21 protein-coding genes, 3 tRNA genes and 1 pseudogene are annotated in these 23,615 nt (G+C 55.1%); 13 read left to right on the top strand and 12 right to left on the bottom strand.

The genetic code is table 11. The features are described 5' to 3' along the window. Positions 1-335: 335 nt before the first annotated feature. From Q0816_RS05825 to Q0816_RS05805, 5 genes and pseudogenes are all read left to right on the top strand, one after another. Positions 336-1,337 carry a DctP family TRAP transporter solute-binding subunit gene (locus Q0816_RS05825; protein WP_298848547.1) on the top strand — a complete coding sequence of 334 codons (1,002 nt, stop codon included), beginning with the start codon at positions 336-338 and terminating at the stop codon, positions 1,335-1,337. 110 nt (positions 1,338-1,447) lie between these two features. Next, positions 1,448-2,125: a TRAP transporter small permease gene (locus Q0816_RS05820; protein ID WP_298848545.1), complete on the top strand. Its 678-nt coding sequence runs from the start codon at positions 1,448-1,450 to the stop codon at positions 2,123-2,125. Next, on the top strand, positions 2,125-3,501 hold the full coding sequence (locus tag Q0816_RS05815; RefSeq protein WP_298848544.1) for a TRAP transporter large permease: 1,377 nt from the start codon (positions 2,125-2,127) through the stop codon (positions 3,499-3,501). The genes Q0816_RS05820 and Q0816_RS05815 overlap by 1 nt, the downstream gene beginning before the upstream one ends. Before the next feature lie 153 nt (positions 3,502-3,654). Then, complete coding sequence (locus tag Q0816_RS05810) at positions 3,655-3,966, top strand: multidrug efflux SMR transporter (protein ID WP_298848543.1); 312 nt, start codon at positions 3,655-3,657, stop codon at positions 3,964-3,966. A 65-nt stretch (positions 3,967-4,031) separates the two neighbouring features. Next, positions 4,032-4,477 (top strand): annotated as a pseudogene (locus Q0816_RS05805) (nucleoside deaminase). 6 nt (positions 4,478-4,483) lie between these two features. On the opposite strand, the gene tpiA reads toward Q0816_RS05805, so the two are convergent. Beyond that, positions 4,484-5,233 carry a triose-phosphate isomerase gene (gene tpiA / locus Q0816_RS05800; RefSeq protein ID WP_298848541.1) on the bottom strand — a complete coding sequence of 250 codons (750 nt, stop codon included), beginning with the start codon at positions 5,231-5,233 and terminating at the stop codon, positions 4,484-4,486. 149 nt (positions 5,234-5,382) lie between these two features. After that, the gene (locus tag Q0816_RS05795) at positions 5,383-5,748 is read right to left on the bottom strand and encodes an iron-sulfur cluster assembly accessory protein (RefSeq protein ID WP_298848540.1); all 366 of its coding nucleotides are present in this window, start codon (positions 5,746-5,748) and stop codon (positions 5,383-5,385) included. Between the two features lie 199 nt (positions 5,749-5,947). Between Q0816_RS05795 and Q0816_RS05790 the strand changes: the two genes are divergently transcribed. After that, positions 5,948-6,307 carry a hypothetical protein gene (locus Q0816_RS05790; protein WP_298848539.1) on the top strand — a complete coding sequence of 120 codons (360 nt, stop codon included), beginning with the start codon at positions 5,948-5,950 and terminating at the stop codon, positions 6,305-6,307. Positions 6,308-6,533: 226 nt separating this feature from the next. Here Q0816_RS05790 and Q0816_RS05785 read toward each other — a convergent pair whose 3' ends face one another. The 3 genes from Q0816_RS05785 to Q0816_RS05775 all read right to left on the bottom strand — a co-directional run bounded on the left by Q0816_RS05785 (position 6,534) and on the right by Q0816_RS05775 (position 8,159). Next, positions 6,534-6,896 carry an SUF system Fe-S cluster assembly protein gene (locus tag Q0816_RS05785; protein ID WP_298848537.1) on the bottom strand — a complete coding sequence of 121 codons (363 nt, stop codon included), beginning with the start codon at positions 6,894-6,896 and terminating at the stop codon, positions 6,534-6,536. A gap of 94 nt (positions 6,897-6,990) precedes the next feature. Beyond that, positions 6,991-7,269 carry a hypothetical protein gene (locus Q0816_RS05780; RefSeq protein ID WP_298848535.1) on the bottom strand — a complete coding sequence of 93 codons (279 nt, stop codon included), beginning with the start codon at positions 7,267-7,269 and terminating at the stop codon, positions 6,991-6,993. Continuing rightward, complete coding sequence (locus tag Q0816_RS05775) at positions 7,269-8,159, bottom strand: SPFH domain-containing protein (RefSeq protein ID WP_298848533.1); 891 nt, start codon at positions 8,157-8,159, stop codon at positions 7,269-7,271. Before Q0816_RS05775 ends, Q0816_RS05780 begins: the two co-directional genes overlap by 1 nt. A 178-nt stretch (positions 8,160-8,337) precedes the next feature. Between Q0816_RS05775 and Q0816_RS05770 the strand changes: the two genes are divergently transcribed. From Q0816_RS05770 to lon, 4 genes are all read left to right on the top strand, one after another. After that, positions 8,338-9,249 (top strand): nucleoside hydrolase, encoded by a 912-nt coding sequence (locus tag Q0816_RS05770; RefSeq protein WP_298848532.1) that lies wholly within the window; start codon positions 8,338-8,340, stop codon positions 9,247-9,249. 63 nt (positions 9,250-9,312) lie between these two features. Then, the gene (gene tgt / locus Q0816_RS05765; RefSeq protein ID WP_298848530.1) at positions 9,313-10,443 is read left to right on the top strand and encodes a tRNA guanosine(34) transglycosylase Tgt; all 1,131 of its coding nucleotides are present in this window, start codon (positions 9,313-9,315) and stop codon (positions 10,441-10,443) included. A gap of 91 nt (positions 10,444-10,534) precedes the next feature. Next, a complete protein-coding gene (locus tag Q0816_RS05760) occupies positions 10,535-10,942 on the top strand; it encodes a DUF6636 domain-containing protein (RefSeq protein ID WP_298848528.1) in 408 nt (135 codons plus the stop codon). 223 nt (positions 10,943-11,165) lie between these two features. Continuing rightward, positions 11,166-13,574, top strand: a complete 2,409-nt coding sequence (gene lon, locus Q0816_RS05755; protein WP_298848527.1) for an endopeptidase La — start codon at positions 11,166-11,168, stop codon at positions 13,572-13,574. Positions 13,575-13,622: 48 nt separating this feature from the next. Here lon and Q0816_RS05750 read toward each other — a convergent pair whose 3' ends face one another. Together Q0816_RS05750 and Q0816_RS05745 are read right to left on the bottom strand one after the other, a co-directional pair. Further along, on the bottom strand, positions 13,623-15,209 hold the full coding sequence (locus Q0816_RS05750) for an APC family permease (RefSeq protein WP_298848524.1): 1,587 nt from the start codon (positions 15,207-15,209) through the stop codon (positions 13,623-13,625). A gap of 112 nt (positions 15,210-15,321) precedes the next feature. Next, a tRNA-Val gene (locus Q0816_RS05745) sits at positions 15,322-15,396 on the bottom strand. A 179-nt stretch (positions 15,397-15,575) separates the two neighbouring features. Here Q0816_RS05745 and Q0816_RS05740 point away from each other — a divergent pair. The 3 genes from Q0816_RS05740 to uvrA all read left to right on the top strand — a co-directional run bounded on the left by Q0816_RS05740 (position 15,576) and on the right by uvrA (position 18,809). Beyond that, a tRNA-Asp gene (locus Q0816_RS05740) sits at positions 15,576-15,652 on the top strand. Positions 15,653-15,696: 44 nt separating this feature from the next. Then, positions 15,697-15,773, top strand: a tRNA-Asp gene (locus Q0816_RS05735). 177 nt (positions 15,774-15,950) lie between these two features. Further along, complete coding sequence (gene uvrA, locus Q0816_RS05730) at positions 15,951-18,809, top strand: excinuclease ABC subunit UvrA (RefSeq protein WP_298848522.1); 2,859 nt, start codon at positions 15,951-15,953, stop codon at positions 18,807-18,809. A 17-nt stretch (positions 18,810-18,826) separates the two neighbouring features. Here uvrA and Q0816_RS05725 read toward each other — a convergent pair whose 3' ends face one another. From Q0816_RS05725 to Q0816_RS05705, 5 genes are all read right to left on the bottom strand, one after another. Continuing rightward, positions 18,827-19,150, bottom strand: coding sequence for a hypothetical protein (locus tag Q0816_RS05725; protein ID WP_298848521.1), 324 nt, complete (start codon positions 19,148-19,150; stop codon positions 18,827-18,829). 105 nt (positions 19,151-19,255) lie between these two features. Further along, on the bottom strand, positions 19,256-20,128 hold the full coding sequence (gene mmsB, locus Q0816_RS05720; RefSeq protein ID WP_298848518.1) for a 3-hydroxyisobutyrate dehydrogenase: 873 nt from the start codon (positions 20,126-20,128) through the stop codon (positions 19,256-19,258). 3 nt (positions 20,129-20,131) lie between these two features. Then, entirely contained in the window at positions 20,132-21,172 is a 1,041-nt protein-coding gene (locus tag Q0816_RS05715) for an enoyl-CoA hydratase/isomerase family protein (protein WP_298848516.1), read from the bottom strand. 7 nt (positions 21,173-21,179) lie between these two features. Next, on the bottom strand, positions 21,180-22,322 hold the full coding sequence (locus tag Q0816_RS05710) for an acyl-CoA dehydrogenase family protein (RefSeq protein ID WP_298848514.1): 1,143 nt from the start codon (positions 22,320-22,322) through the stop codon (positions 21,180-21,182). A gap of 113 nt (positions 22,323-22,435) precedes the next feature. Further along, a complete protein-coding gene (locus tag Q0816_RS05705; protein ID WP_298848511.1) occupies positions 22,436-23,551 on the bottom strand; it encodes a carboxylate-amine ligase in 1,116 nt (371 codons plus the stop codon). Positions 23,552-23,615 lie beyond the last annotated feature (64 nt).

Raw genomic sequence — 23,615 nt, 5'->3', positions numbered from 1 at the left:
GCATTATCATGTGATGAAAGCTGTTGGGCCGGGCAGTCCGCTGTTGCGGACTGCGGTTGTGTAAGCAGTGATTCGGCCATTTGATTCGTGAGTTGTGCGGAATCTCGCACAACATGGTGTTTTGCTGTGCGGATTTTCGCACTCGGCAGTTACGGTATTTCGGATGCATGTTTTTTGGTGTGCTCGAGAGCACTGAAATCAAATGAAAAATAGGAAAGTCCGAATGCAGAAAACAAATCGTTGAGCGGTGCACATCGAATCGTTTCACTTCGCGGCATCCGATGCCGAACTGGCGTCGAAGGACAGTTTCTAGGAAGTCTGGGAGGAAAAGACAGATGAAATTCCTGACAACGGCCGCAACCGCTCTGGCCCTTAGCGTCACAGCCACTGCAGGCATGGCAGCCTGTGATGATGGTGAAATCGTCGTTAAGTTCGCACATGTGACAAACACAGACAAACATCCCAAAGGCATCGCTGCTTCGCTGCTGGAACAGCGCGTCAATGATGAGATGAACGGCGTGATGTGCATGGAGGTCTATCCGAACTCGACGCTCTACAATGACGACAAAGTTCTTGAGGCGATGCTGCAAGGCGACGTTCAATTGGCTGCGCCTTCGCTGTCGAAGTTCGAGAAGTTCACCAAGCAGTTCCGCCTGTTCGACCTGCCGTTTATGTTCAAGAACATCGATGCTGTGGACGCGTTCCAGGCTTCGGCTGACGGTCAGGCGATGAAGGACAGCATGCAGCGCCGCGGCCTGCAGGGACTGGCCTTCTGGCACAATGGCATGAAACAGATGTCTGCAAACAAACCGCTGGAAAATCCGTCGGATGCCAATGGCCTGAAATTCCGCGTGCAATCCTCGGACGTGCTAGTGGCACAGATGGAAGCCATTGGCGGCAGCCCGCAGAAAATGGCGTTCTCGGAAGTCTATGGCGCGCTGCAGCAGGGTGTTGTGGACGGTCAGGAAAACACCTGGTCGAACATCTATGGCAAGAAGTTCTTTGAGGTTCAGGACGGTATCACCGAAACCAACCACGGCATCATCGACTATCTGGTCGTGACCTCCGTTGACTGGCTGGACAGTCTGGATCCGGCAGTGCGTGACCAGTTCGTGACCATTCTGGGTGAAGTGACTGAAACCCGCAACAAGGAAGCCTTTTCCGTGAACGAAGCCGCCAAGGCATCGATCACAAATGCGGGTGGCATCATTCGTGAGTTAAACCCGGAGCAGCGGCAGGCTTGGGTCGACGCGATGAAGCCTGTATGGGACCAGTTCGCCGGTGACGTTGGTCAGGACAAGATCGACGCCGCACAGGCCATCAACGCCGGGTTCTAAACCGGGCAGAGGCCGCGCGTCCGGGACTGGGGAGTATTTGACGCGATGGCCGGGCGGGCTGATCAAGCCCGCCCCACACTCTCTCATACAAAAAATGCGGGGACAGAAAGATGTCTGGTGCGAATTCCGGCCAAGGCGGGCTGGTCGACCATATCGAAGAAACCCTGATTGCGTTGCTGTTGGGCCTGATGACGGTCGTGACATTTGCAAACGTGATCGCGCGGTTTGTTTTCAATTCCAATATCCTGTGGGCGCTTGAACTTACGGTGTTCACCTTTGGCTGGCTGGTGCTGCTTGGCGCATCTTATGCGGTCAAGAAACACTCCCATCTGGGTGTGGACGCTATCCTGAACATGCTGGCGCCTGCGCCACGGCGCGTTCTGGCTTTGATCGCAGTGGGGTGCTGTCTGGTGTTCTCGTTGCTGTTGCTGAAAGGCGCCTATGACTATTGGGCCGTCTTTGCTGACTTGCCTCCAACCTCGGGTCGTTGGTTCCCGACCGGATTCAATTTCGATGCACGCAGCCAAAGCTTCTACGAGGTGGATGACATTCCAATGGTCGCCCCCCTGCGTTTTCTGGAAGGCCTGATCAACTATGGCGAAGGGTACGAGAAGCTGCCCAAGGTCGTGCCGTATCTGGTGCTTCCGGTGTCGATGCTGCTGCTGGTGATCCGGTTCGCGCAGGTTGCCGTTCAAATCTGGCGCGGTGAGACAGACCGCCTTGTCGCCAGTCATGAAGTCGAGGACGAGATCGAAGAAGTCCGCGCTCAGCAGGGAGAGCAAAACTAATGGACGTCATTCTTCTTTTCTCGATGGTCATCGGCCTGCTGCTGATCGGTGTTCCGATCGCAGTTGCGCTAGGCCTAAGCTCGACCCTGTTCCTTCTGATCTACTCTGACAGTTCGCTGGCATCGGTCGCGGGTACGCTTTTTGAGGCATTCGAGGGTCACTTTACGCTGCTCGCGATCCCGTTCTTCATCCTGGCTTCGTCATTCATGACGACCGGTGGCGTGGCGCGGCGGATCATCCGGTTCTCAATCGCCTGTGTGGGGCATCTGCCAGGTGGTCTGGCGATTGCGGGTGTTTTTGCCTGTATGCTGTTTGCTGCCTTGTCCGGGTCTTCTCCGGCTACGGTTGTGGCCATTGGGTCCATTGTGATCGCAGGAATGCGTCAGGTTGGCTATTCAAAGGAATTCGCCGCCGGTGTGATCTGTAATGCCGGCACGCTGGGCATCCTGATCCCTCCGTCCATTGTGATGGTTGTGTATGCCGCAGCCGTTGAGGTCTCGGTTGGTCGTATGTTCCTGGCAGGTGTTATTCCGGGATTGATGGCGGGTCTGATGTTGATGATCACCATCTATGTGATGGCCAAGGTCAAGAACCTACCAAAGGGTGAATGGAAAGGCTGGGGAGAGATCTTTACGTCAGCCCGCGAAGCCGGTTGGGGTCTATTCCTGATTGTCATCATTCTGGGCGGTATCTATGGGGGCATCTTTACTCCAACCGAAGCTGCTGCGGTTGCTGCTGTTTACGCGTTCTTCATTGCAAGTTTTGTCTACAAGGACATGGGGCCGCTGAGCACGGAAGAGGGCGCACAAAACCTGCCGCTGCTGAAAAAGCCTTACGCGCTGATTACGGCGTTCTTCCACCCCGACACCAAGCATACACTGTTCGAGGCTGGCAAGCTGACCGTGACGCTGCTGTTTGTAATCGCGAACGCGCTGATCCTCAAGCATGTGCTGACCGATGAACAAGTGCCGCAACACATCGCCAGCGCCATGCTGTCGGCGGGTCTGGGGCCCGTGACCTTCCTGATCGTGGTCAATGTGATCCTGCTGATCGGTGGTCAGTTTATGGAACCCTCGGGCCTGCTGGTCATTGTGGCCCCGCTGGTGTTTCCAATCGCAATTGAGCTGGGCATTGATCCGATCCATCTGGGCATCATCATGGTGGTGAACATGGAGATCGGGATGATCACACCTCCGGTCGGGCTGAACCTGTTCGTAACTTCGGGTGTCGCGGGAATGCCAATGATGAGCGTTGTGAAGGCGGCGCTGCCGTTCCTGGCTGTTCTGTTCGTCTTCCTGATCATGGTGACGTATATTCCCTGGATCTCGACCTTCTTGCCCAACACCTTCATGGGACCGGAAATAATAACAAATTAGATGGTCTGACGATGAACACAGCCGGGCGGTTTCGACCGCCTGGCTTTTTCATGTCTTGAATCCACGTGCCGGGTTCATATCTGGAGTTCAGAGGACGACCTCCCCATTTTGGGACATCATTCGGGACGACCCGAACGGATGCGAGGTTGCCTTATGCCCTGGATTTTTCTTTTAATTGCTGGCCTGTTGGAAATCGTCTGGGCGGTTGCCATGAAGCAATCGGCTGGTTTCACACGTTTGTGGCCTACGGCCGTTATGGGCGTTTCGATGGTCGGCTCTTTCGGTCTGCTGGCTCTGGCGATGCGCGATCTGCCTTTGGGCACGGCCTACACCATCTGGACCGGAATCGGAGCGGTCGGGGCGTTTACGCTGGGTATTCTTTTTTTGGGCGAGGCGCTGACCCCAATGCGTGTATTTGCAGCGGTTTTGATAGTGACCGGCTTGATTGTAATGAAGCTGGCATAAGCCCTTCATTGACCCTGGCTGTGCTCTTGGGCAGGCTGTAGGAAACCCACTGAATGGAGCTCAGAATGCTGAGCGAGACTGACAAACACCTGCTACGTATGGCCTATCAGGAGGCCAAAGCCGGATTTGATGAGGGTGGAACCCCATCGGTTCGGTTCTTGTCAGAGGCGGCGAGCTCGTATCGCAAGGCCGCAATCAGCGCGTGCAGGGCGGCGATCCGATTGCACATGGTGAAATGGACGCTCTGCGCAAGGCAGGGCGTCAGAAAACGTATCGCGATACGGTCCTGTACACCTCGCTGTCACCCTGCATGATGTGTTCGGGCACCATCGTTCAGTTCGGAATCCCGCGCGTGGTGATCGGTGACACACTGAATTTCGGCGGCAACGAAGACTTTCTGCGTGAACGCGGGGTCGAAGTGATCATTGTCGATGACCCCGACTGCATCGCACTAATGCAACGGTTTATTGAAGAAAAGCCAGAACTCTGGGCCGAAGATATTGCAGAATAAAGCTTTTCAGACGCTTTCCAGCGCCTGAACAATGCCTGAGAAATCTGCAGCCTTCAGGCTGGCCCCGCCCACCAGTGCACCATCGACATTCGAAACTGCGAAGATGTCGGGCGCATTCCCGGGTTTCACGGAACCACCATAGAGTAGGCGGACGGAACGGCCCACACCTTCTCCAAAGCGACGCTCCAGTCGTGCACGCATGAAGTCGTGAACCTCTCCGATTTCTTCCAGGGTTGGGACTTTTCCGGTGCCAATCGCCCAGATCGGTTCATAAGCCACGATCAGGTTCTCGCCGGTGGACAGATCAGGGATCGAACCGGACATCTGGCCGCCAATGATGTCGAGCGTGTTAGCTGCCTCACGCTGCTCTAGGCTTTCACCGACACAGATGATCGTCTTCAATCCGGCTTCCATCGCTGCACGGGCCTTGGTGCGCACATCTTCATCATGCTCGCCATGATCCACACGACGTTCGGAATGGCCCAGAATGACCGAGGTCGCACCGGCATCCACCAGCATTTCCGCGCTGATATCTCCGGTATGTGCGCCTGACGTCGCTGCATGGCAATCCTGTCCACCGACAGAGATTGCAGTTCCTTGTATCGCAACTGATGCGCGGCTGAGCAATGTGGCCGGGGGGCAAATCAGGATATCGACTGATGCTTTGGGATGGTGTTGAGACAGCGCTTTCAATTCACTGAGCTCTGCGCCGGTGCCATTCATTTTCCAGTTTCCAGCCGCCAGCTTTCGCCGCATATCCGTATCTCCCTGATCATTCGGTGATTTAAGGATGCGGATAACATTGTCGAGACCATCTTACAATTCTGCGCGCAGGATAGGCTCAGATGCATAAATCGCCGACTGGGCCACCAGGCGAGGCGAACAAGCTGAATTGCGATGCCCGTTTAGCTTTGCTGAGCGATGTTCTCGTCGAACTTTATAGACTCTCCGCAGCCGCAAGCATCGACAACGTTAGGGTTCTTGAATTTGAAACCCGCCTCCAACAAGGACACTTCATAGTCGATTTCGGTTCCAAACAGGAACATTTGCGCCATGGGTGCAATCATGATGCGTGCGCCGTCTTGTTCGACGACTTCGTCATGAGGATCTGACTGATCGACATATTCCATGGTATATTCCATGCCTGCACAGCCGCCTTTTTTTACGCCAATGCGCAAGCCAGCGTGGCCACCTGAACTCATCAGGCGGGTGATCTGCTCTGCGGCTTTAGGCGTAATGGTCACAGCCTGTTTGCCGGGAATGCCGAACATATAAATCTCCAATTTCGCGCGCTACGTCTAATCTAAGGTCCAAGGCCCCCGGGCTCAAGTCGATGAGGGGTAAAGAAATTGAATTTGCTGAGGTGATTGGCCTTTCTGTTTTGTGGAACCGTAACTTGCTTTGGCACGGAATGCAGGCTTAGCATTGGTTGCAGAGACGTAACGGAGCAATGCGCGTTCTTGGCGTTTGATGGGAAAGGTTATTGATATGAATGTTTTGCGGGGTGTTGTTAAAGTATCGCCACACAGGCCGGTGCTATTTGCGGTGTTTGCATGCTTGGTGTCTGCGGGCGTTTCAGCGGCCACGGAGGCCGAAAGGCATCCAGTGAACTGTGCGACTGCAGAAGGGGACTTGCGTGCCATTGAGGCTGAAAAGAAACACGCGGAGGACAAACAATTGGAAAGTGTCGCCGCTATCACTCCTGCTGGGGCGCTATTGGGCTTGGTCACCGGTACCGAACACAAAAGGCTTCAAATGCTGTCTGGCGACTATGTAAAACAGCTGGACGCCAGAGCCGCAGAAATCAAAGAAACCTGCAATCTGAAGTAATCGCCATTTCGTGTGCAAGAAAGGAAAGGACCGTTCTCGGGCAAGAACGGTCCCAGTTCCTGAGCCGGGGAATCGGGGGGCGATCATAGCGAACCCGGCCCGAGGCACAGCATCCGTTAATGCCGTCCGAAAGCATTTTCCGCTAATTTTGTGACAGGTACCGCACGATTGAGTAACGAAAGTGCCAATGTTTTGTGATAGTTGGCCAGGGCGCAGTGCCAGGTAGCTACATAAAACCCAGTTCCAGACGAGCCTCGTCGGACATCATTTCCATGCCCCAGGGCGGTTCCCAAGTCAGTTCAACGTCAACCTCTTTGACGCCTGCAACGGGTTCGATGGCCTCCATGATCCAGCCGGGCATGTCGCCAGCGACCGGACATCCAGGTGCCGTCAAGGTCATGATGACCTTCACTGCGTTGTCGGCCGCAATGTCGATCGTGTAAATCAACCCAAGGTCATAGATATTAACCGGAATTTCCGGATCGTAGACCGTGCGGCACGCATCGACCACCGGTTCATAAAGAGGGTGTTCAATCGTTGACGGCGCAATCAGCGGTGTGCCTTCAAACTGTTCGCTCGGGTGAGTCATCTTTGCCTCGGGTCAGTTGCCTGAGTGATTATATAGGGAATACCCGCAACAGCGTCCAGTGGGGCAGCGACGCCCAAGTGGGCGCCGCGGCAATTTAGTCATTGATATCGTGCGTGAAGGTTTTGACCTGACCATGCGGCAAGGCAAAAAGCTTGCGCAGAACAAGCCATGCGATTAGCGAAAGCACTGCGAAGATCAGCGCAAGAACATGCAGCGACAATGTCAGACCGGGAATGAAAAGGATAAGACCCGTAATCGCCGCCCCGATTGCAAAGCCCAGAAAAATGAATCCGGGCAGAACGATTTCCAGGATACCCAGTGCCAGCGCGGCGGCCAGCCAGATCCACCAGGTCAGCCAGAACGGGTCAGCCATCATTTTCCTCCTTTGAGCATCTTGAACGCGTCACCAAAGGCTTCAAGCGCATTGGCGGGTACGACAATGGTTTGCTTGCCAGTACCGTTGCCCAAAGCGTTCAGCGCTTCAACCTGCTTCAACGCAACCTGATACTGAGCCGCCTCGATCCCGTTGTCCTGAATTGCCTTGGCTACAACGCCGGTCGCGTAAGCTTCGGCCTCGGCTTGAATACGTCTCGCCTTGGCGGTTTGTTCTGCCGCATAGAGCTCAGCATCAGCCTGCAGTTCAACAGAGCGCTTCTGACCTTCGGCTTCGGTCACCTGCGCACGGCGGGCGCGTTCAGCGTTCAGCTGTTGCAGCATCGCGTCGCGGGTGGCCTGATCCAGATTTACGTCCAGAATTTCGGCCCGGGTGACTTCGATCCCCCAGTCATCAACGGCGGTTTCAACGCTTTCCTGAATGCGATCAATCAGTTGTGACCGGTTAGATTGTACTTCGTCCAGGTCCATCTTGCCGATCTCGGCGCGGACGATACCGGCCACAGTGGTCGCAATCGCACCATCGACGTCACGGATTCGATAAACCGTCTTTTCTGGCTCAAGAATACGATAGAAGACCGACGTATCGATCTGAACCAGTACGTTGTCTTTGGTGATTGCGTCCTGCGTTGCATTTGGCAACTGACGTTCGAGGATCGAGATCTTGTGGCGCGCAACGTCCAGAAAAGGGACAATAAAGTTGATGCCGGGGCCAAGCACGGAATGCAGCCGTCCGAACCGTTCGACCACGTATTTCTCGGATTGAGGCACAATCTTGATGCCCTTGAGAATAACGATAACCACCAGCACCGCGGCCAGCAGGTAAATGATGTTTGATGAAAGTAATCCGATGATCTGTTCTTCGGTCATTCTGTCCTCTTATTATTATTGTGTACTATGGTATACATATGGGGGTTGAGTCGCCCAATTTCAACTCTGGTATGGAGGGTAAACAACCGGATGCAAATGTCCCAATATGGGAATGCGACTTTGAATATGGCCTCTGTGGCTGCTTTGCATCCCGGCTTGATTGCGGTATCGGGCTAGGATGAAACTGATTATCGACACAGATCCCGGCATCGACGATGCCATGGCCATCGCCTATGCTGTCGCCGCACCTGAAATTGACCTGATCGGCCTGACCACAGTATTCGGCAATACACATGTTCACCAATCCAGTCGCAATGCCCGGTTCCTTTTGAACAAGCTGGGTCTGGACATTCCGGTTGCAGAAGGGGCCGCGTACCCGCTGGGGTCTGACACGCACGCACCGTCTGAACATGTACACGGCCCCGAGGGATTTGGTGACCTGACCGAGATTCTCGAGATCGGATCGAACCATGATCTTCCAGCCGCAGAGTTTCTGGTTGAGATGGCCCGGATACACAAAGGTGAGCTGGTCGTTTGTGCAGTCGGACCATTGACCAACATTGCCAACGCCATGCGGTTGGACCCGGAATTTACCGGTAATCTAGGTCAACTGGTGATCATGGGCGGCGCTGTATTCTGTTCAGGCAACATCACTGAACATGCTGAGGCCAATATCTATCACGATGCCCTCGCGGCCGATGAGGTCTTTTCCGCTCCGCCCGACACCGTTTTGGTCGGGTTGGATGTCACATTAAAAACGCTCTACGAGACTGCGGATTTCGAGGATTTGGCAAGACGCTCGCCTGACATGGGGGCTTTCCTGCGTGACATCTCTCGCTTCTACCTGAACTTCTATAGAGAAGTTGGCGGATTGGAAGGGTGCGGGTTGCACGATTCAACCGCCGTGATCGCGTGTTCTCACGGGTCAATGTTCAACATGGTTGAAACGGGCCTGCGGGTCGAGACCGAAGGAGACCGGTTGGGGGCGACGCAGCCTGATCCTGCGCGTTCCGTGGTTCGTGTCTGTCGTAATGTGGATGGGGCAGGGGTTGTTCGTCTGTTTACGGAACGCGTTGCCTCGCTGCCTTGATGGGTTGCAAAGACCAATCGGATCGGGCAAAGCCTGCCCGGTTCGGCGATCCGAGGCGATGATATGACCCTGCAATTCTCATTTAACCTGAAGGCCACTGACGGCAAGGCCCGCACCGGCGTGATCAGCACGCCCCGCGGCGATGTACGTACGCCGGCCTTTATGCCCGTTGGCACCGCAGCTACGGTCAAGGCGATGATGCCTGAGAGCGTCCGGGCGACCGGAGCGGATATTCTGCTGGGTAACACCTATCACCTGATGCTGCGCCCAACTGCGGAACGGATTGACCGTTTGGGCGGGTTGCATAAGTTCATGAACTGGGAACGTCCTATTCTGACGGATTCCGGCGGATTTCAGGTCATGTCGCTGGCCGGGCTGCGCAAGCTGACTGAAAAAGGTGTGACCTTCAAATCCCATATCGACGGGTCAAAACATGAGCTGACTCCGGAACGGTCGATGGAGATTCAGCGCCTGTTGGGCTCGGATATTGTCATGTGTTTCGACGAGTGTCCCGCGCTGCCAGCCGACCGGGACCGGATTGCCGAGTCCATGCGCCTGTCGATGCGTTGGGCCGCACGGTCGCGTGAAGCATTCGGGGATCGTCCGGGTCATGCGCTTTTCGGCATTATGCAGGGTGGTCTTGAACAAGATTTGCGCGAAGAAAGCGCCGAGGCGTTAAAAAAGATCGGCTTCGAAGGGTACGCCGTTGGTGGTTTGGCCGTGGGCGAGGGGCAGGAGGCCATGTTCTCTTGTCTCAATTATGCGCCCGAATTCCTACCCAAGGATAAGCCGCGATATCTGATGGGCGTCGGAAAGCCGGACGATATTGTCGGTGCCGTCGCGCGTGGGATCGACATGATGGACTGCGTTTTGCCTTCGCGGTCCGGGCGCACGGGGCAGGTGTTCACGCGCTACGGTGTTGTGAACATCAAGAACGCGCGACATGCTGACGACCTGCGTCCGCTGGATGAGAATTGCACATGTCCGGCCTGTTCGAGTTACTCGCGGGCCTATCTGCACCATGTTTTCCGCGCCAATGAGATGATATCGGGCATGTTGCTGACCTGGCATAACCTGCATTACTTTCAGGAAATCATGCAGGGCATGCGCGATGCGATTGCGGCAGGTACCTTTGAGGCTTGGCAGGCCGAGTTCCATGCGCAGCGCGCGCAGGGGGATATCGAGCCCTTGTAAGTTCTCCCTTCAGGTGACAATTGCGTAGTTTTCCAGTAATCTTGGGTCACTTCAAGCAATACTATTTTAGTTTGTGACCCGGAGATTTTTTATGTTTCGCCTTTTTCTGGGCGCCGTGCTTTTGAGCGCCACACCCGCCACTTCAGACGTTTGGAGTTTTGAAACCCCATCTGAGAACATTCAGTGTTCGGTTGGTTTAAGTGCAGATTCCTCTGACATCCAATGCACGATCATCGAGAAATCGGGCCAGCCCGCCATGCCGCGACCGGCGAATTGTCAATCTGACTGGGGGCATGACTTCCTGATGTTCGATACCGGTTCAGTTGAAATGTTGTGCCAACCTCTGAGCCGAAATAGAGATGCACAAGGCCGGGCGGAATACGGAGCCACCGAAAACTTTGGAGGGTTCACCTGCAGCTCTTCCACCAAGGGACTGGAATGTCGCAACCGGAACGGCCATGGATTCTTCCTGTCACGCGCGGTGCAACGGGTGTTCTGACCTAAAAATTACGCTGCACTCAGGAGCGTTGTGTCAATTTCGGTGGATATGTTCGCGGGACGCCTTGCAGTCGGTCAAACCTCGGTTCATTCTGAATGACGATACATGGCGGTAAGGTTGAAAAAGGGCGATGAGGCCCCACCTTTATCGTCCAAGACAGGAGACGGCCAAGTGTTGCCTCGATGAGGGACAGGAGCCGTCTTGCCAACGATAAGGATAGAGCATGCAAGAGCCTCTGAATTCCTCATACCCCGTCCTGCCGCTGCGCGATATTGTGGTGTTTCCACATATGATCGTGCCGCTTTTCGTAGGCCGTGACAAATCGGTCCGCGCCCTGGAAGAGGTGATGCAGGATGACAAGCAAATTCTTTTGTCCAGCCAGATTGATCCAGGCGTTGATGATCCCGATGAAGATGGGATTTATCGTGCAGGCGTATTGGCCAATGTGCTGCAACTGCTGAAGCTGCCCGATGGAACCGTGAAGGTGCTGGTCGAAGGTCAGGCGCGGGTGCAGATCACGGAATTCCTTGAAAACCAGGACTTCTTCGAAGCCCGAGCCGAATATCTGACCGAAATTCCCGGTGACGTCACCACGACTGAAGCCCTGTTGCGAACGGTCACGGATGAGTTCGAACGCTATGCCAAAGTGCGTAAGAACATTCCGGAAGAAGCTCTGACCGCCGTGGGTGAAACCACAGAGCCCGCAAAGTTGGCTGACCTTGTGTCGGGTCATCTGGGCATCGAGGTTGAGCAAAAACAGGAACTGCTGGAAACCTTGTCCGTCAGTGAGCGGCTCGAGAAGGTCTATGGCCTGATGCAGGGCGAAATGTCGGTTCTGCAGGTCGAGAAAAAGATCAAGACGCGCGTTAAATCCCAGATGGAAAAGACGCAGCGCGAATATTATCTGAATGAACAGATGAAGGCCATTCAGAAAGAGCTTGGCGATGGTGAAGACGGCGGCAATGAGGTTGCGGAACTGGAAGCCAAGATCGCTGAGACAAAGCTGTCGAAAGAAGCGCTGGAAAAGGCCGAAGGCGAGCTGAAGAAGCTCAAGAACATGTCGCCGATGTCGGCCGAAGCCACGGTTGTGCGCAATTATCTGGACTGGATTCTCGCATTGCCGTGGGGCACCAAATCCCGCGTCAAAAAGGATCTGGCGCGCGCTCAGGACATTCTGGATGCCGATCACTATGGCCTTGAGAAGGTCAAAGAGCGGATCGTTGAGTATCTGGCGGTTCAACAGCGTTCGAAAAAGCTGAAAGGCCCGATCATGTGCCTTGTCGGCCCTCCGGGTGTGGGTAAAACTTCACTGGGTAAGTCGGTTGCACGTGCAACTGGACGCGAGTTCATTCGCATTTCGCTGGGTGGTGTGCGCGACGAATCCGAGATCCGTGGCCACCGTCGGACCTATATCGGGTCGATGCCGGGCAAGATTATTCAGGCGCTGAAAAAGGCCAAAACCACGAATCCGCTGATCTTGTTGGATGAAATCGACAAGATGGGGCAGGATTTCCGTGGCGACCCGGCTTCGGCGATGCTTGAAGTGTTGGACCCAGAACAAAACAGCACGTTCATGGATCACTATCTGGAGGTCGAGTATGACCTGTCCAACGTAATGTTCCTGACCACGTCGAACAGCTACAACATGCCCGGGCCTCTGCTCGACCGGATGGAGATTATCCCGCTGGCCGGCTACACCGAGGACGAGAAAAGCGAGATTGCCAAGCAACACCTGATCGGCAAGCAGGTCAAAAACCACGGTCTGAAAGACAAGGAATTTGAACTGACCGATGCAGCGCTGCAGAAGATGATCCGCACATATACCCGCGAGGCGGGTGTGCGGAACCTCGAACGTGAAATCGCCAAGGTGGCGCGGAAGTCGCTGACCAAGATCATCAAGAAACAGGCGGAAACCGTTAAGGTCACGCCGGAAAACCTGGATGAGTTTCTGGGGGTTCCGAAGTTCCGATATGGCCTGGCCGAGCAGGATGATCAGATCGGTGTTGTGACTGGATTGGCCTGGACGTCGGTCGGGGGTGATCTGCTGCAAATCGAGGCGCTGAAACTACCCGGTAAGGGGCGGATGAAGACCACCGGTAAGTTGGGCGATGTGATGAAGGAATCCATCGACGCGGCCTCATCCTATGTCCGTTCGATCTCGCCCAAAATCGGTGTGAAACCACCAAAGTTCGACAAGCTGGACATCCACGTGCACGTGCCGGATGGTGCAACGCCCAAGGATGGTCCGTCAGCGGGTCTGGCGATGGTGACATCGATCGTTTCGGTTCTGACTGGAATTCCGGTACGCAAGGACATCGCCATGACGGGTGAAGTATCGCTGCGTGGGAATGCAATGCCGATTGGCGGTTTGAAAGAGAAACTGCTGGCTGCGCTGCGCGGGGGCATCAAGACCGTCCTGATCCCAGAGGAAAACGAAAAGGATCTGGCGGATATCCCGGACAATGTGAAGGAAGGTTTGAAGATCATCCCGGTAAAGCACGTCTCGGAAGTTCTGGAGCAATCTCTGGTGCGCACTCCCGAACCGATTGAATGGGACGAAGCCGCCGAGGAGGCTGCGGCGGCCGCAGCTGCCTCGCCCGAAGCGACCGGGCCATCGGCCACTGCACACTAAGAAGACGGATTGAACGAATGAAAAAGGCGGGGCAATTGCTCCGCCTTTTTACAATCCAACGACGGGCTTCTTTGGATCAAGTATCTCTTCTTCAGCGATGTATTCTTTGAACTTTTCTTGCGAAAGCGCTGAGCGGACCGCAAGAACGAAGATGATTGATGAAAACAGGATGCAAAGCAGAATATCCCATCCAAACGGAATTTGCTTCAACGATCCGGTTCCAAACTGCCCAAGGAAAGAGATAAACCCAAGACCGGCGAAGTAAGGCATCAGCCACAAGGCCTCGGTAACATCCATTTCGTCTAAACGCCCTCGGAAACGGATAAGCAACAGAACCATGCCGACGATCAGCGCGATGCCAAGCCGCCAGACCGTGTCCCATCCGCTCCAATAGACAATTAACGTGGCAATGGTAAAGGCAGACAGCGCGACAAGGCGAACGGACGGTATGCGGATCGACCGAGGATGTTCAGGTAAAAGATCCCGCAGACAAACCACCGCAACCGGTCCGACAGCAAATGACAAGACGATGGCCGCACCGTTCAAAGCAATGACGGTGGTAAAGGGCACTGTCAGCAAGAACAGCGTTCCGATCAGGAAGTTCATTGCAAGCGCCCACAAGGGGACCCCGAATGATGATAAGGTTTGTAGTCGTTTGGGCAGGAACCCATTTTGCGAGAGGGCGAGGGCGATACGGGCATTCGACCCGGTTGCAACTAGCCCGTTGCCGAAGGGGCCGATCACAGACCCGACATTCAGCAGGCTCAGAAACCAAACCAAGCCAACGGACATGATAACCGCGTCCAATGGACCCTCGCCACCAAAGCGCAACTGTGCCCACCCTTTGGATAACATAGAAGGGTCCAGCGCGCCGATGAAAGCCACTTGCAGGCCAAGGTAAATGGCGGCGCACATGACAATCGACAGCACCAAGGCGGCTGGAATGGCAAATTGCGGATTTCGAACTTCGCCTGCCATATCGACCACATGGCGAAAACCTATGAACGAAAAGATAACACCTCCGGTTGAAACAGCGGCCATGATCCCTTGCAAGCCGTAAGGTGCAAACCCTTCCGGCTGGGTGAAGTTCTCAACGTTGAATCGGCTTGTGATAAGCAGAATTGACAGGACCACAGGGATGGCGATTTTTACCCATGTAAGCGCTGCGTTAACCCGTGTGAAAAACTTGACCCCAAGCGCGTTCACGGCGACGAACAACAGCATGAAAACCAACGCGACGAAAACACCTGCCCCGGTCAGATCGCCCGTCTCAGCCGTATGCAGCCAAGGCGCGTAAGGCGCGAGGTATTTCAACATGGCCTCCACTTCAATTGGCGCTGTAGTGTTATAGCCGATCCAGGCCGTCCACCCCATGGCCATCGACACGATGTTGCCATGCGAAAACTGTGGCACACGCGCAATCCCGCCCGGAATGGGAAGCATGGCGGAAATCTCGGCGAAGGTGATTGCCAATATGAACATGGCAACCGCGCCAATAATCCATGAGATTACAGCCGCAGGCCCAGCGTGCTGAACTGCCAGTAGAGGCCCGAATAACCAGCCCGAGCCTATGATCCCTCCAACTGAGATGAAGGTAAGCCCTAATAGGCCAATGTCTCGCTTTAACCCCGTCATTATGAGTTCAGCCTCTGCGTGTGACCATTTTTTGGGTCAAATAGGTCACGATAGTCGCCGTAAACCCGACGTGGCAAGCCCACTGGTTTTAAACGAAATTCCAAGAAGGGAATGGTGGGTGATAAGAGATTTGAACTCCTGACATCTTCGATGTGAACGAAGCGCTCTACCACTGAGCTAATCACCCATGGGACGCGGTCATATCTTTCCAAAGAATTTGCTGCAAGTAAAATTGACCTGTTCGCAGGAGCAAAAACAGCTCGTGAACAAAAAACTGGATTCTGACAAAAAACTTCAAAACGCCGCTTGACGCTGCCCGACCGTAGCCATAATACACCCAAACGTTCAGCAATGAACATGCAGCGGGCGGTTGTAGCTCAGATGGTTAGAGTACCGGCCTGTCACGCCGGGGGTCGCGGGTTCGAGCCCCGTCAACCGCGCCACTGCTGCCAACCTTGGTCCAGGATAAAGGCCGTGAAAGAGATGCGCGGTTGTAGCTCAGTTGGTCAGAGTACCGGCCTGTCACGCCGGGGGTCGCGGGTTCGAGCCCCGTCAACCGCGCCATTATCTTCCCAAAATCAACCATTGGCCATGAAGCACTGCGTCGGAATAATCTATTTTTTGATCGCAGTTTGATTTGGTCGGCGAAAACCTGTACGTTCACTAAATGTTCTAACTTTTTTGTTGGAGACTCAGGCAAGCTCGCCTATCTCTTAACCACTTGTTTGTTGGGGGCCGGAAATGGCTGAGCTGAAGAATATCGAGGTGCGCGGCGCGCGTGAGCATAACCTCAAGGGCATCGACGTCGATATCCCTCGGGATCAGCTGGTGGTGATCACCGGTTTGTCGGGCTCGGGTAAGTCCTCGCTAGCGTTTGACACTATTTACGCTGAAGGTCAGCGCCGTTACGTCGAAAGTCTGTCGGCCTATGCGCGGCAGTTTCTCGACATGATGGAAAAGCCCGATGTCGATCACATCAGCGGCTTGTCCCCGGCGATCTCCATCGAGCAGAAAACAACCTCCAAGAACCCGCGTTCGACAGTGGGCACTGTTACCGAAATCTATGACTATCTGCGTTTGCTCTTCGCCCGCGCGGGTACGCCCTACAGCCCGGCCACCGGGCAACCGATCGAGGCGCAACAGGTGCAGGACATGGTTGACCGGATCATGACGATGCAGGAGGGCACACGGGGCTATCTGCTTGCCCCGATCGTGCGCGACCGGAAAGGTGAATACCGGAAGGAATTCCTTGAACTTCGCAAGCAGGGTTTTCAGCGCGTGAAAGTGGACGGCGAGTTCCATGAACTGGATCAGCCACCCACGTTAGACAAGAAATTCCGTCACGATATCGATGTCGTCGTCGACCGCTTGGTCGTTCGTGAAGGGATGGAGACGCGTCTGGCTGATAGTCTGCGCACCGCTCTGGATTTGGCAGACGGGATCGCAATTCTGGAAACTGCGCCACGTGAAGGTGACCCGGAACGGATCACCTTCAGTGAAAATTTTGCCTGTCCGGTCAGCGGTTTTACGATCCCTGAAATCGAACCGCGTCTATTTTCGTTCAATGCGCCGTTTGGGGCCTGCCCGGATTGCGACGGGTTGGGGGTTGAACTGTTCTTTGATGAACGGCTCGTCGTGCCGGATCAGACGCTGAAGCTGTATGACGGGGCCTTGGCGCCGTGGCGCAAGGGCAAGTCGCCGTACTTCCTGCAAACCATCGAAGCTATTGCCCGCCACTATGAGTTTGACAAAAACACGCCTTGGAAAGACCTGCCCAAAAAGGTGCAGGAAGTTTTCCTGCGCGGATCTGGTGAAGAAGAGATTCAGTTCCGCTATGACGAAGGTGGGCGGGTCTACCAGGTGACCCGCAGTTTCGAGGGCGTGATCCCGAATATGGAGCGTCGCTATCGCGAGACAGACAGCGCGTGGATCCGCGAAGAATTCGAGAGGTATCAGAACAACCGCTCCTGCGGCACTTGTGAAGGGTATCGTCTGCGAGCTGAAGCTTTGGCGGTAAAGATTGCCGGGCTGCATGTCGGTCAGGTAGTGCAAATGTCGATCCGCGAAGCTTTGGCCTGGGTTGAAGAGGCACCAAAGCACCTGAGCGTTCAGAAAAACGAGATCGCGCGGGCGATCCTGAAAGAGATTCGAGAACGTTTAGGTTTCCTGAATAACGTTGGTTTGGAATACCTTACACTGTCGCGCTCAAGTGGGACTCTCTCGGGTGGCGAAAGCCAGCGTATTCGTCTGGCCAGCCAGATCGGCTCGGGCTTGACCGGGGTTCTATACGTGCTGGACGAGCCGTCGATTGGCCTCCATCAGCGTGACAACGACCGGTTGCTGGGAACGCTGAAGAACCTTCGTGATCAGGGCAATACCGTCATCGTCGTGGAACACGATGAAGAAGCCATCCGCGAGGCGGACTATGTTTTCGACATTGGTCCTGGCGCGGGTGTGCATGGCGGGCAGGTGGTCAGCCAGGGAACACCTTCTGAAATCACTGCTGATGCGGCCTCGATCACCGGTCAGTACCTAGCCGGAACACGTGAAATCGCGGTCCCGGCCGAGCGTCGCAAAGGGAAGAAGCAGAAAGTGACCGTGGTGAAGGCTACGGGCAACAATCTGAAAAATGTCACGGCCGAATTTCCCTTGGGCAAGTTCGTTTGTGTCACCGGAGTGTCCGGTGGTGGTAAATCGACCCTGACCATTGAGACATTGTTCAAAACGGCATCGATGCGGCTGAACGGTGCGCGGCAGACGCCTGCGCCGTGTGAGACGATCAAAGGGCTTGAACATCTGGACAAGGTCATCGACATCGACCAGCGCCCGATTGGGCGAACTCCTCGTTCAAATCCAGCGACTTACACGGGGGCTTTCACTCCAATAAGGGATTGGTTTGCCGGATTGCCCGAGGCGAAGGCGCGGGGCTACAAGCCCGGTCGCTTCAGTTTTAACGTCAAAGGAGGCCGGTGCGAGGCCTGTCAGGGTGACGGGGTCATCAAGATCGAGATGCACTTTTTGCCCGATGTCTATGTCACCTGTGAAACCTGCAAAGGGGCCCGGTACAACCGTGAGACGCTTGAGATCAAGTTCAAGGGCAAGTCCATCGCGGATGTACTTGATATGACAGTGGAAGACGCCCAGGAGTTCTTCAAGGCCGTACCATCAATCCGCGATAAAATGGACGCGCTGGCCCGCGTCGGGCTGGGTTACATCAAGGTTGGTCAGCAGGCCACGACATTGTCCGGTGGTGAGGCGCAGCGTGTGAAGCTGTCCAAGGAATTGTCGAAACGCTCGACCGGGCGTACGCTTTATATCCTGGACGAACCAACGACGGGGCTGCATTTCGAAGATGTGCGCAAGCTATTGGAAGTGCTGCACGAACTGGTTGATCAGGGCAATACTGTTGTGGTGATCGAACACAATCTGGATGTGGTCAAAACTGCTGATCATATTATTGATATTGGCCCGGAAGGCGGCGACGGTGGTGGTGAGGTTGTGGCAACCGGAACACCCGAAGATGTGGCCGCTGTTGAGTGCAGCCATACCGGGCAGTACCTGAAGTCAATGCTGGATGGTGCGCGTGTTGCGGCTGAATAGACAAATTTAGCGCTGTTTCAGTTCAGAATGTCCGCAACCGCACCGATGAGGTTCAAAACTTTGCGTGTGTCGGGGTCGACCCGGTACACGTAATCACCTGCGCGAACATAGGAATAGTTTCGGTTCAACCCATAGCGATAGGGGTTATCGACCCAGCGATAATCGTCGCGGATGAAGTCACCATTTCCATAGATTTTTTTCGCTTGGCCCGGTGGAACGCACGGAACTGATTTCTTGGCCAGACCCGGTGGGCAATGCCCGGCCTTGTTCTTGGCCATTGCAAGGGCAGGCGTAAACAAAAATGCAGCCAACGTGACCGTCGTTACCAAGAGTTTCGTCATGTCACAGTCCTTTGCGAACAGGCCTAAAACGGCTGTTGTACATGACCTTAGGTGGCCGTTTGCTGAGAGACTGTCAAATCTCTGAGCAAGATGCCGCTCAGACGTCTATTTGCGTCCGCGTTTTTCGAACCGAGGCAGCATGGCGCTGAAGTCACGGCCTAAACCGTCTTCGTTCTCGACGAATTGTTCGTAAAGCGAAGTCGCGACCTGTCCCATCGGGGTATCCGCATCAGCGCTGTCCGCGGCTTGTTGGCTGAGACGCAGGTCTTTCAGCATCAACTCTGCCGCAAAGCCAGGCGTGTAATGATTGTCAGCCGGGCTTTGCGGGCCGACACCAGGGGCCGGACAATAGGCGTTCATCGTCCAGCTGTACCCGGATGATGTGCTGACTACGTCGAACATTTTCTGGCGGTCCAGACCCAGTTTGTCGGCCAGGGCAAAAGCCTCGCAAGTGGCGATCATGGTGACGCCCAGGATCATGTTGTTACAGATCTTTGCAGCCTGACCAGCCCCGGCTTCACCGCAGTGAACCGCCTTTTGTCCCATGATATCGAACAGAGGAGCAGCCTTGGCAAAGGCGGCTTCTGATCCCCCAGCCATAAAGGTTAGCGTACCACCAGATGCACCGCCGATACCGCCCGATACTGGCGCGTCGACCGACAACAGGTCAGCGCCAGCAGCCTGTTCTGCGACTTCACGTGTGCTGTCTACGTCGACTGTCGAGCAGTCAATCAACACGGCGCCTTTCGCCATGGCGGGAATGACCTGATCCGCAACTGCCCGTAGGATCGCACCATTTGGCAGCATTGTGATGACAGCATCCGCCGAAGCGACGGCCTCGGCGGCCGTTTCTGCCTGAGTAACCCCGTTCACGGTGACACCTGCAGTGTCAAAACCAAGAACCTGATGCCCGGCCTTTGCCAGATTGGCCGCCATGGGTGCGCCCATGTTTCCCAGCCCTATGAACCCGATCTGCATCTCTTAGTCCTCCTCAAAAGTCAGGGTGTCCTCGCCCAACGGCTGCAACATGTTCGACACAGCCACCAAAGGGACGTCCATATCGGGAAACTGCCAATTCGGTTTGCGGTCTTTGTCAATGATCTGCGCGCGGATACCTTCCAGAAAATCACCATGTTCCATTGACCGAAAGGTGAAGCGGTATTCCATATCCAAAGCGCGCCGCATGGTCAGGGACGGGCCGCGTAGTCGGTGTAACATCTCGATCGTGCAGGCGGCGGAAAGCGGCGCGTTCTTCGTTATTTTTCCCAGAGTTTTCGTCGAAAACTTCTGATCTCTACTGCGTAGGCTGGTCAGGATGTCGCTTAGTGTTTCGCCGGAAAAATGCTGATCGATTTCGGTTTGCAACCCTGCCAATTCACCATCGCGTGGCGTTTCGGCGTGTTCGGTTGCCAGTTCTGCATTTCCAGACGCTTCCAGCATTTCGATCAGATCGGACCATTGCGACTGCGGGATGAAATGGTCTGCAAATCCCGCAAGGATGGCGTCCGCAGGTCCCATTCTAAATCCTGTGGTCCCCAGGAACTCACCCAGTCGCCCCGGCGCAAGCGCCAGCATCAGCGTTCCGCCAACATCCGGCACCAGACCGATAGAGCATTCGGGCATGGAAATCTTTGAGCTTTCTCCGACGACGCGATGGCTGCCGTGGCATCCGATGCCGACACCACCACCCATGGTAAAGCCCTGAAGAAAACTGATGACCGGTTTGGGGTATTCGAAGATCAGAGCATTCAGGCGGTATTCGTCGCGCCAGAATTTCTGACCATACGCGTAATTGCCCTTGGTGCCGGTTTCATAAAGTTCGGCAATGTCTCCGCCCGCGCAAAAGGCTTTGTCTCCCTCGGCGTCCAGGATGATCAGATCGACGGCGTCGTCTTCACGCCAGTTGCGCAGAGCCGTGTCAATGGCCATGCACATGTCGTAGCTCAATGCGTTCAGTGCGTGAGGGCGGTTCAGGGTGATGCGTCCTGCACGACCCGTGGCGCGGATTTCGATATTTGACATTAGAGCCTCAGCGATTGGTGAGCATCTGGCGCGAGACGATCACACGCATGATTTCGTTTGTGCCTTCCAATATCTGATGCACGCGAAGATCGCGCACAAGTTTTTCGATGCCGTAATCCGCAAGATAGCCATAGCCTCCGTGCAGTTGCAGGCATTGATCCACCACCTTTGATCCGGTTTCGGTTACGAATTTCTTGGCCATGGCGCAAAATTTCGTGGCATCCGGCGCGCCCTGATCCAGTTTCCACGCCGCCTGACGCAAGAAGATGCGCGCGGCCTGTAACTCGATTTCCATATCCGCCAGACGGAATTGAAGGGCCTGAAACTGATCAATGGATTGGCCGAAGGCCTTGCGCTCGGACATATATTGCAATGTCATATCCAGCCCGGTCTGCGCGGCCCCCAGCGAACAGGCCGAAATGTTGAGCCGCCCGCCATCCAGACCCATCATCGCGTATTTGAACCCGTCACCTTCAGTGCCAACAAGATTGCCTGCCGGAATTTTGCAGTCATCGAACTGAACCTGCGCGGTCGGCTGGCTTTTCCACCCCATTTTCTGTTCCAGCGCGCCAAAGCTGAGCCCCGGCGTTTCGTCTTCGACATAAACGGTCGAGATACCCTTGGGGCCATCTTGACCTGTGCGTACCATGCAGACGTAAGCGTCCGAATACCCACCACCCGAAATAAAGGCCTTGGTGCCGTTCAACGTATACCCTTCATTGGTGCGTTCGGCGCGGGTTTTCAGCGCTGCGGCGTCAGAACCGGAACCGGGCTCGGTCAGGCAGTAGCTCAGAACCGTATTCAGGCTCAGTACGTCAGGCATGATGCGAGCTTTGAGATCATTATCTGCAAATGTATCCAACATCTTGGCGCACATGTTGTGGATCGACAGAAAGGCCGCAACCGAAGGGCAGGCCATAGAAAGAGCCTCAAACACCAGCGTTGCGTCAAGACGGGTCAGATTTGATCCGCCGCTGTCCTCGGACACGTAAAGTGCACCGAAACCAAGCTCTCCGATCTGCGGCCACAGGGTCTTGGGAATGGTGCCGTCGTCTTCCCATTGGCGTGCGAAAGGTGCGATGTGTTCCTGCCCAAACGCCTTTGCCATGTCGAATATGGCTGTTTGCTCCTCGCTGAGTGCGAAATCCATGGCGCTCCCTCCCGTCGGCACTGAATTGAACAGTTGTTTATTTCTGAATTCTTACAGAAATTTTGCAGGCTCAACAATGAGTCGCAGCAGTAGGGATTTATTGCCGCGTCTGATCACAGATCGGCATGAAATTCTTCGATCAGATGGCGAACGACGGCCTGACCGGGATCATCCCCACGTGCCGTGGCTTCTGCATGTACCCGGCGCTGACGCGTGGACGAGGTGCCGTTTTCAGCAATCTGCTGCAATCTCGCCAGCTCTGTCATGGTGCCCAAGGTCTCGGCATCTTCGGCCAGCATTCCCATCAGGTCGCCAATCAACTCGGACATGGGTTTGATCGAGCGGTCGCCGAAATCAATCAGCCCTTCACCGACGCCATATCGCTGCGCGCGCCAGCGGTTTTCACTGATCAGAAAACGATCATATTGGCGCCAACGCAGGTTGCGGTCCTTCAGGCGGCATAGCATTCGCGTCAAGGCCTGCACCAGTGCCGCCATGGACAAAGTGTGCTCCAGCCGAGGCTGAACGTCCATAATCCGCGTCTCAAGCGTTGGAAAACGATGAGATGGGCGCAGATCCCACCAGATCTTGGTGGTATCTTCGATGACCCCAAGCTCAACCAGAATACCTGTGGTCCGCTCATACTCGCCCCAACTGGCAAAAACCGGTGGCAGCCCGGTGCGGGGCAGGTTATCGAACACCGTCAGACGGTACGAAGACAGACCGGTATCCTCGCCATTCCAATAGGGAGAGGAAGTGGACAGCGCCAGAAGATGCGGCAGGAAATACGACAATTGCGGCATCAGATCGGCGCGCAGGGCAGGGTCCGCGACCCCAACATGCACATGCATTCCGCAAATCAGCATACGGCGGGCAACACCACCCAACGCATGTTGCAGCGCGTCATACCGTTCTTTACGGGTGTGATGCTGGTCTTTCCAATTGGCGAACGGGTGACACGATACGGCGATCGGCGACAAGTTGTATTCGGCGGCCCGTTTAGACACGCAGGAGCGCAGACGTTTCAGATCTTCTCGTGCAGATGCGACGGTGGTGTGCGGCCGGGTGCCGACCTCTATCTGACATTGCAGGAATTCGGGGCTGACTTGACCTTCGAAATCGTTCTGGCAGGCCTCCATCAGCGCTTCGGGGGCTTCGGACAATTGTAGGCTGTCTCGGTTGACCAAAAGATATTCTTCTTCGATCCCAAGCGTAAAATCCTGCTGCATGGCGGCCCTCGCATTTTTTAGTTCAAACAGTGAATACGGAAATTGACGTTTTGCCAAGGGTTTG

The organism is uncultured Ruegeria sp., from assembly GCF_947497005.1.
GTDB lineage: Bacteria > Pseudomonadota > Alphaproteobacteria > Rhodobacterales > Rhodobacteraceae > Ruegeria.
Note: the sequence above shows the minus strand (reverse complement) of the source record. Positions and strands in the feature narration are given on the sequence as shown.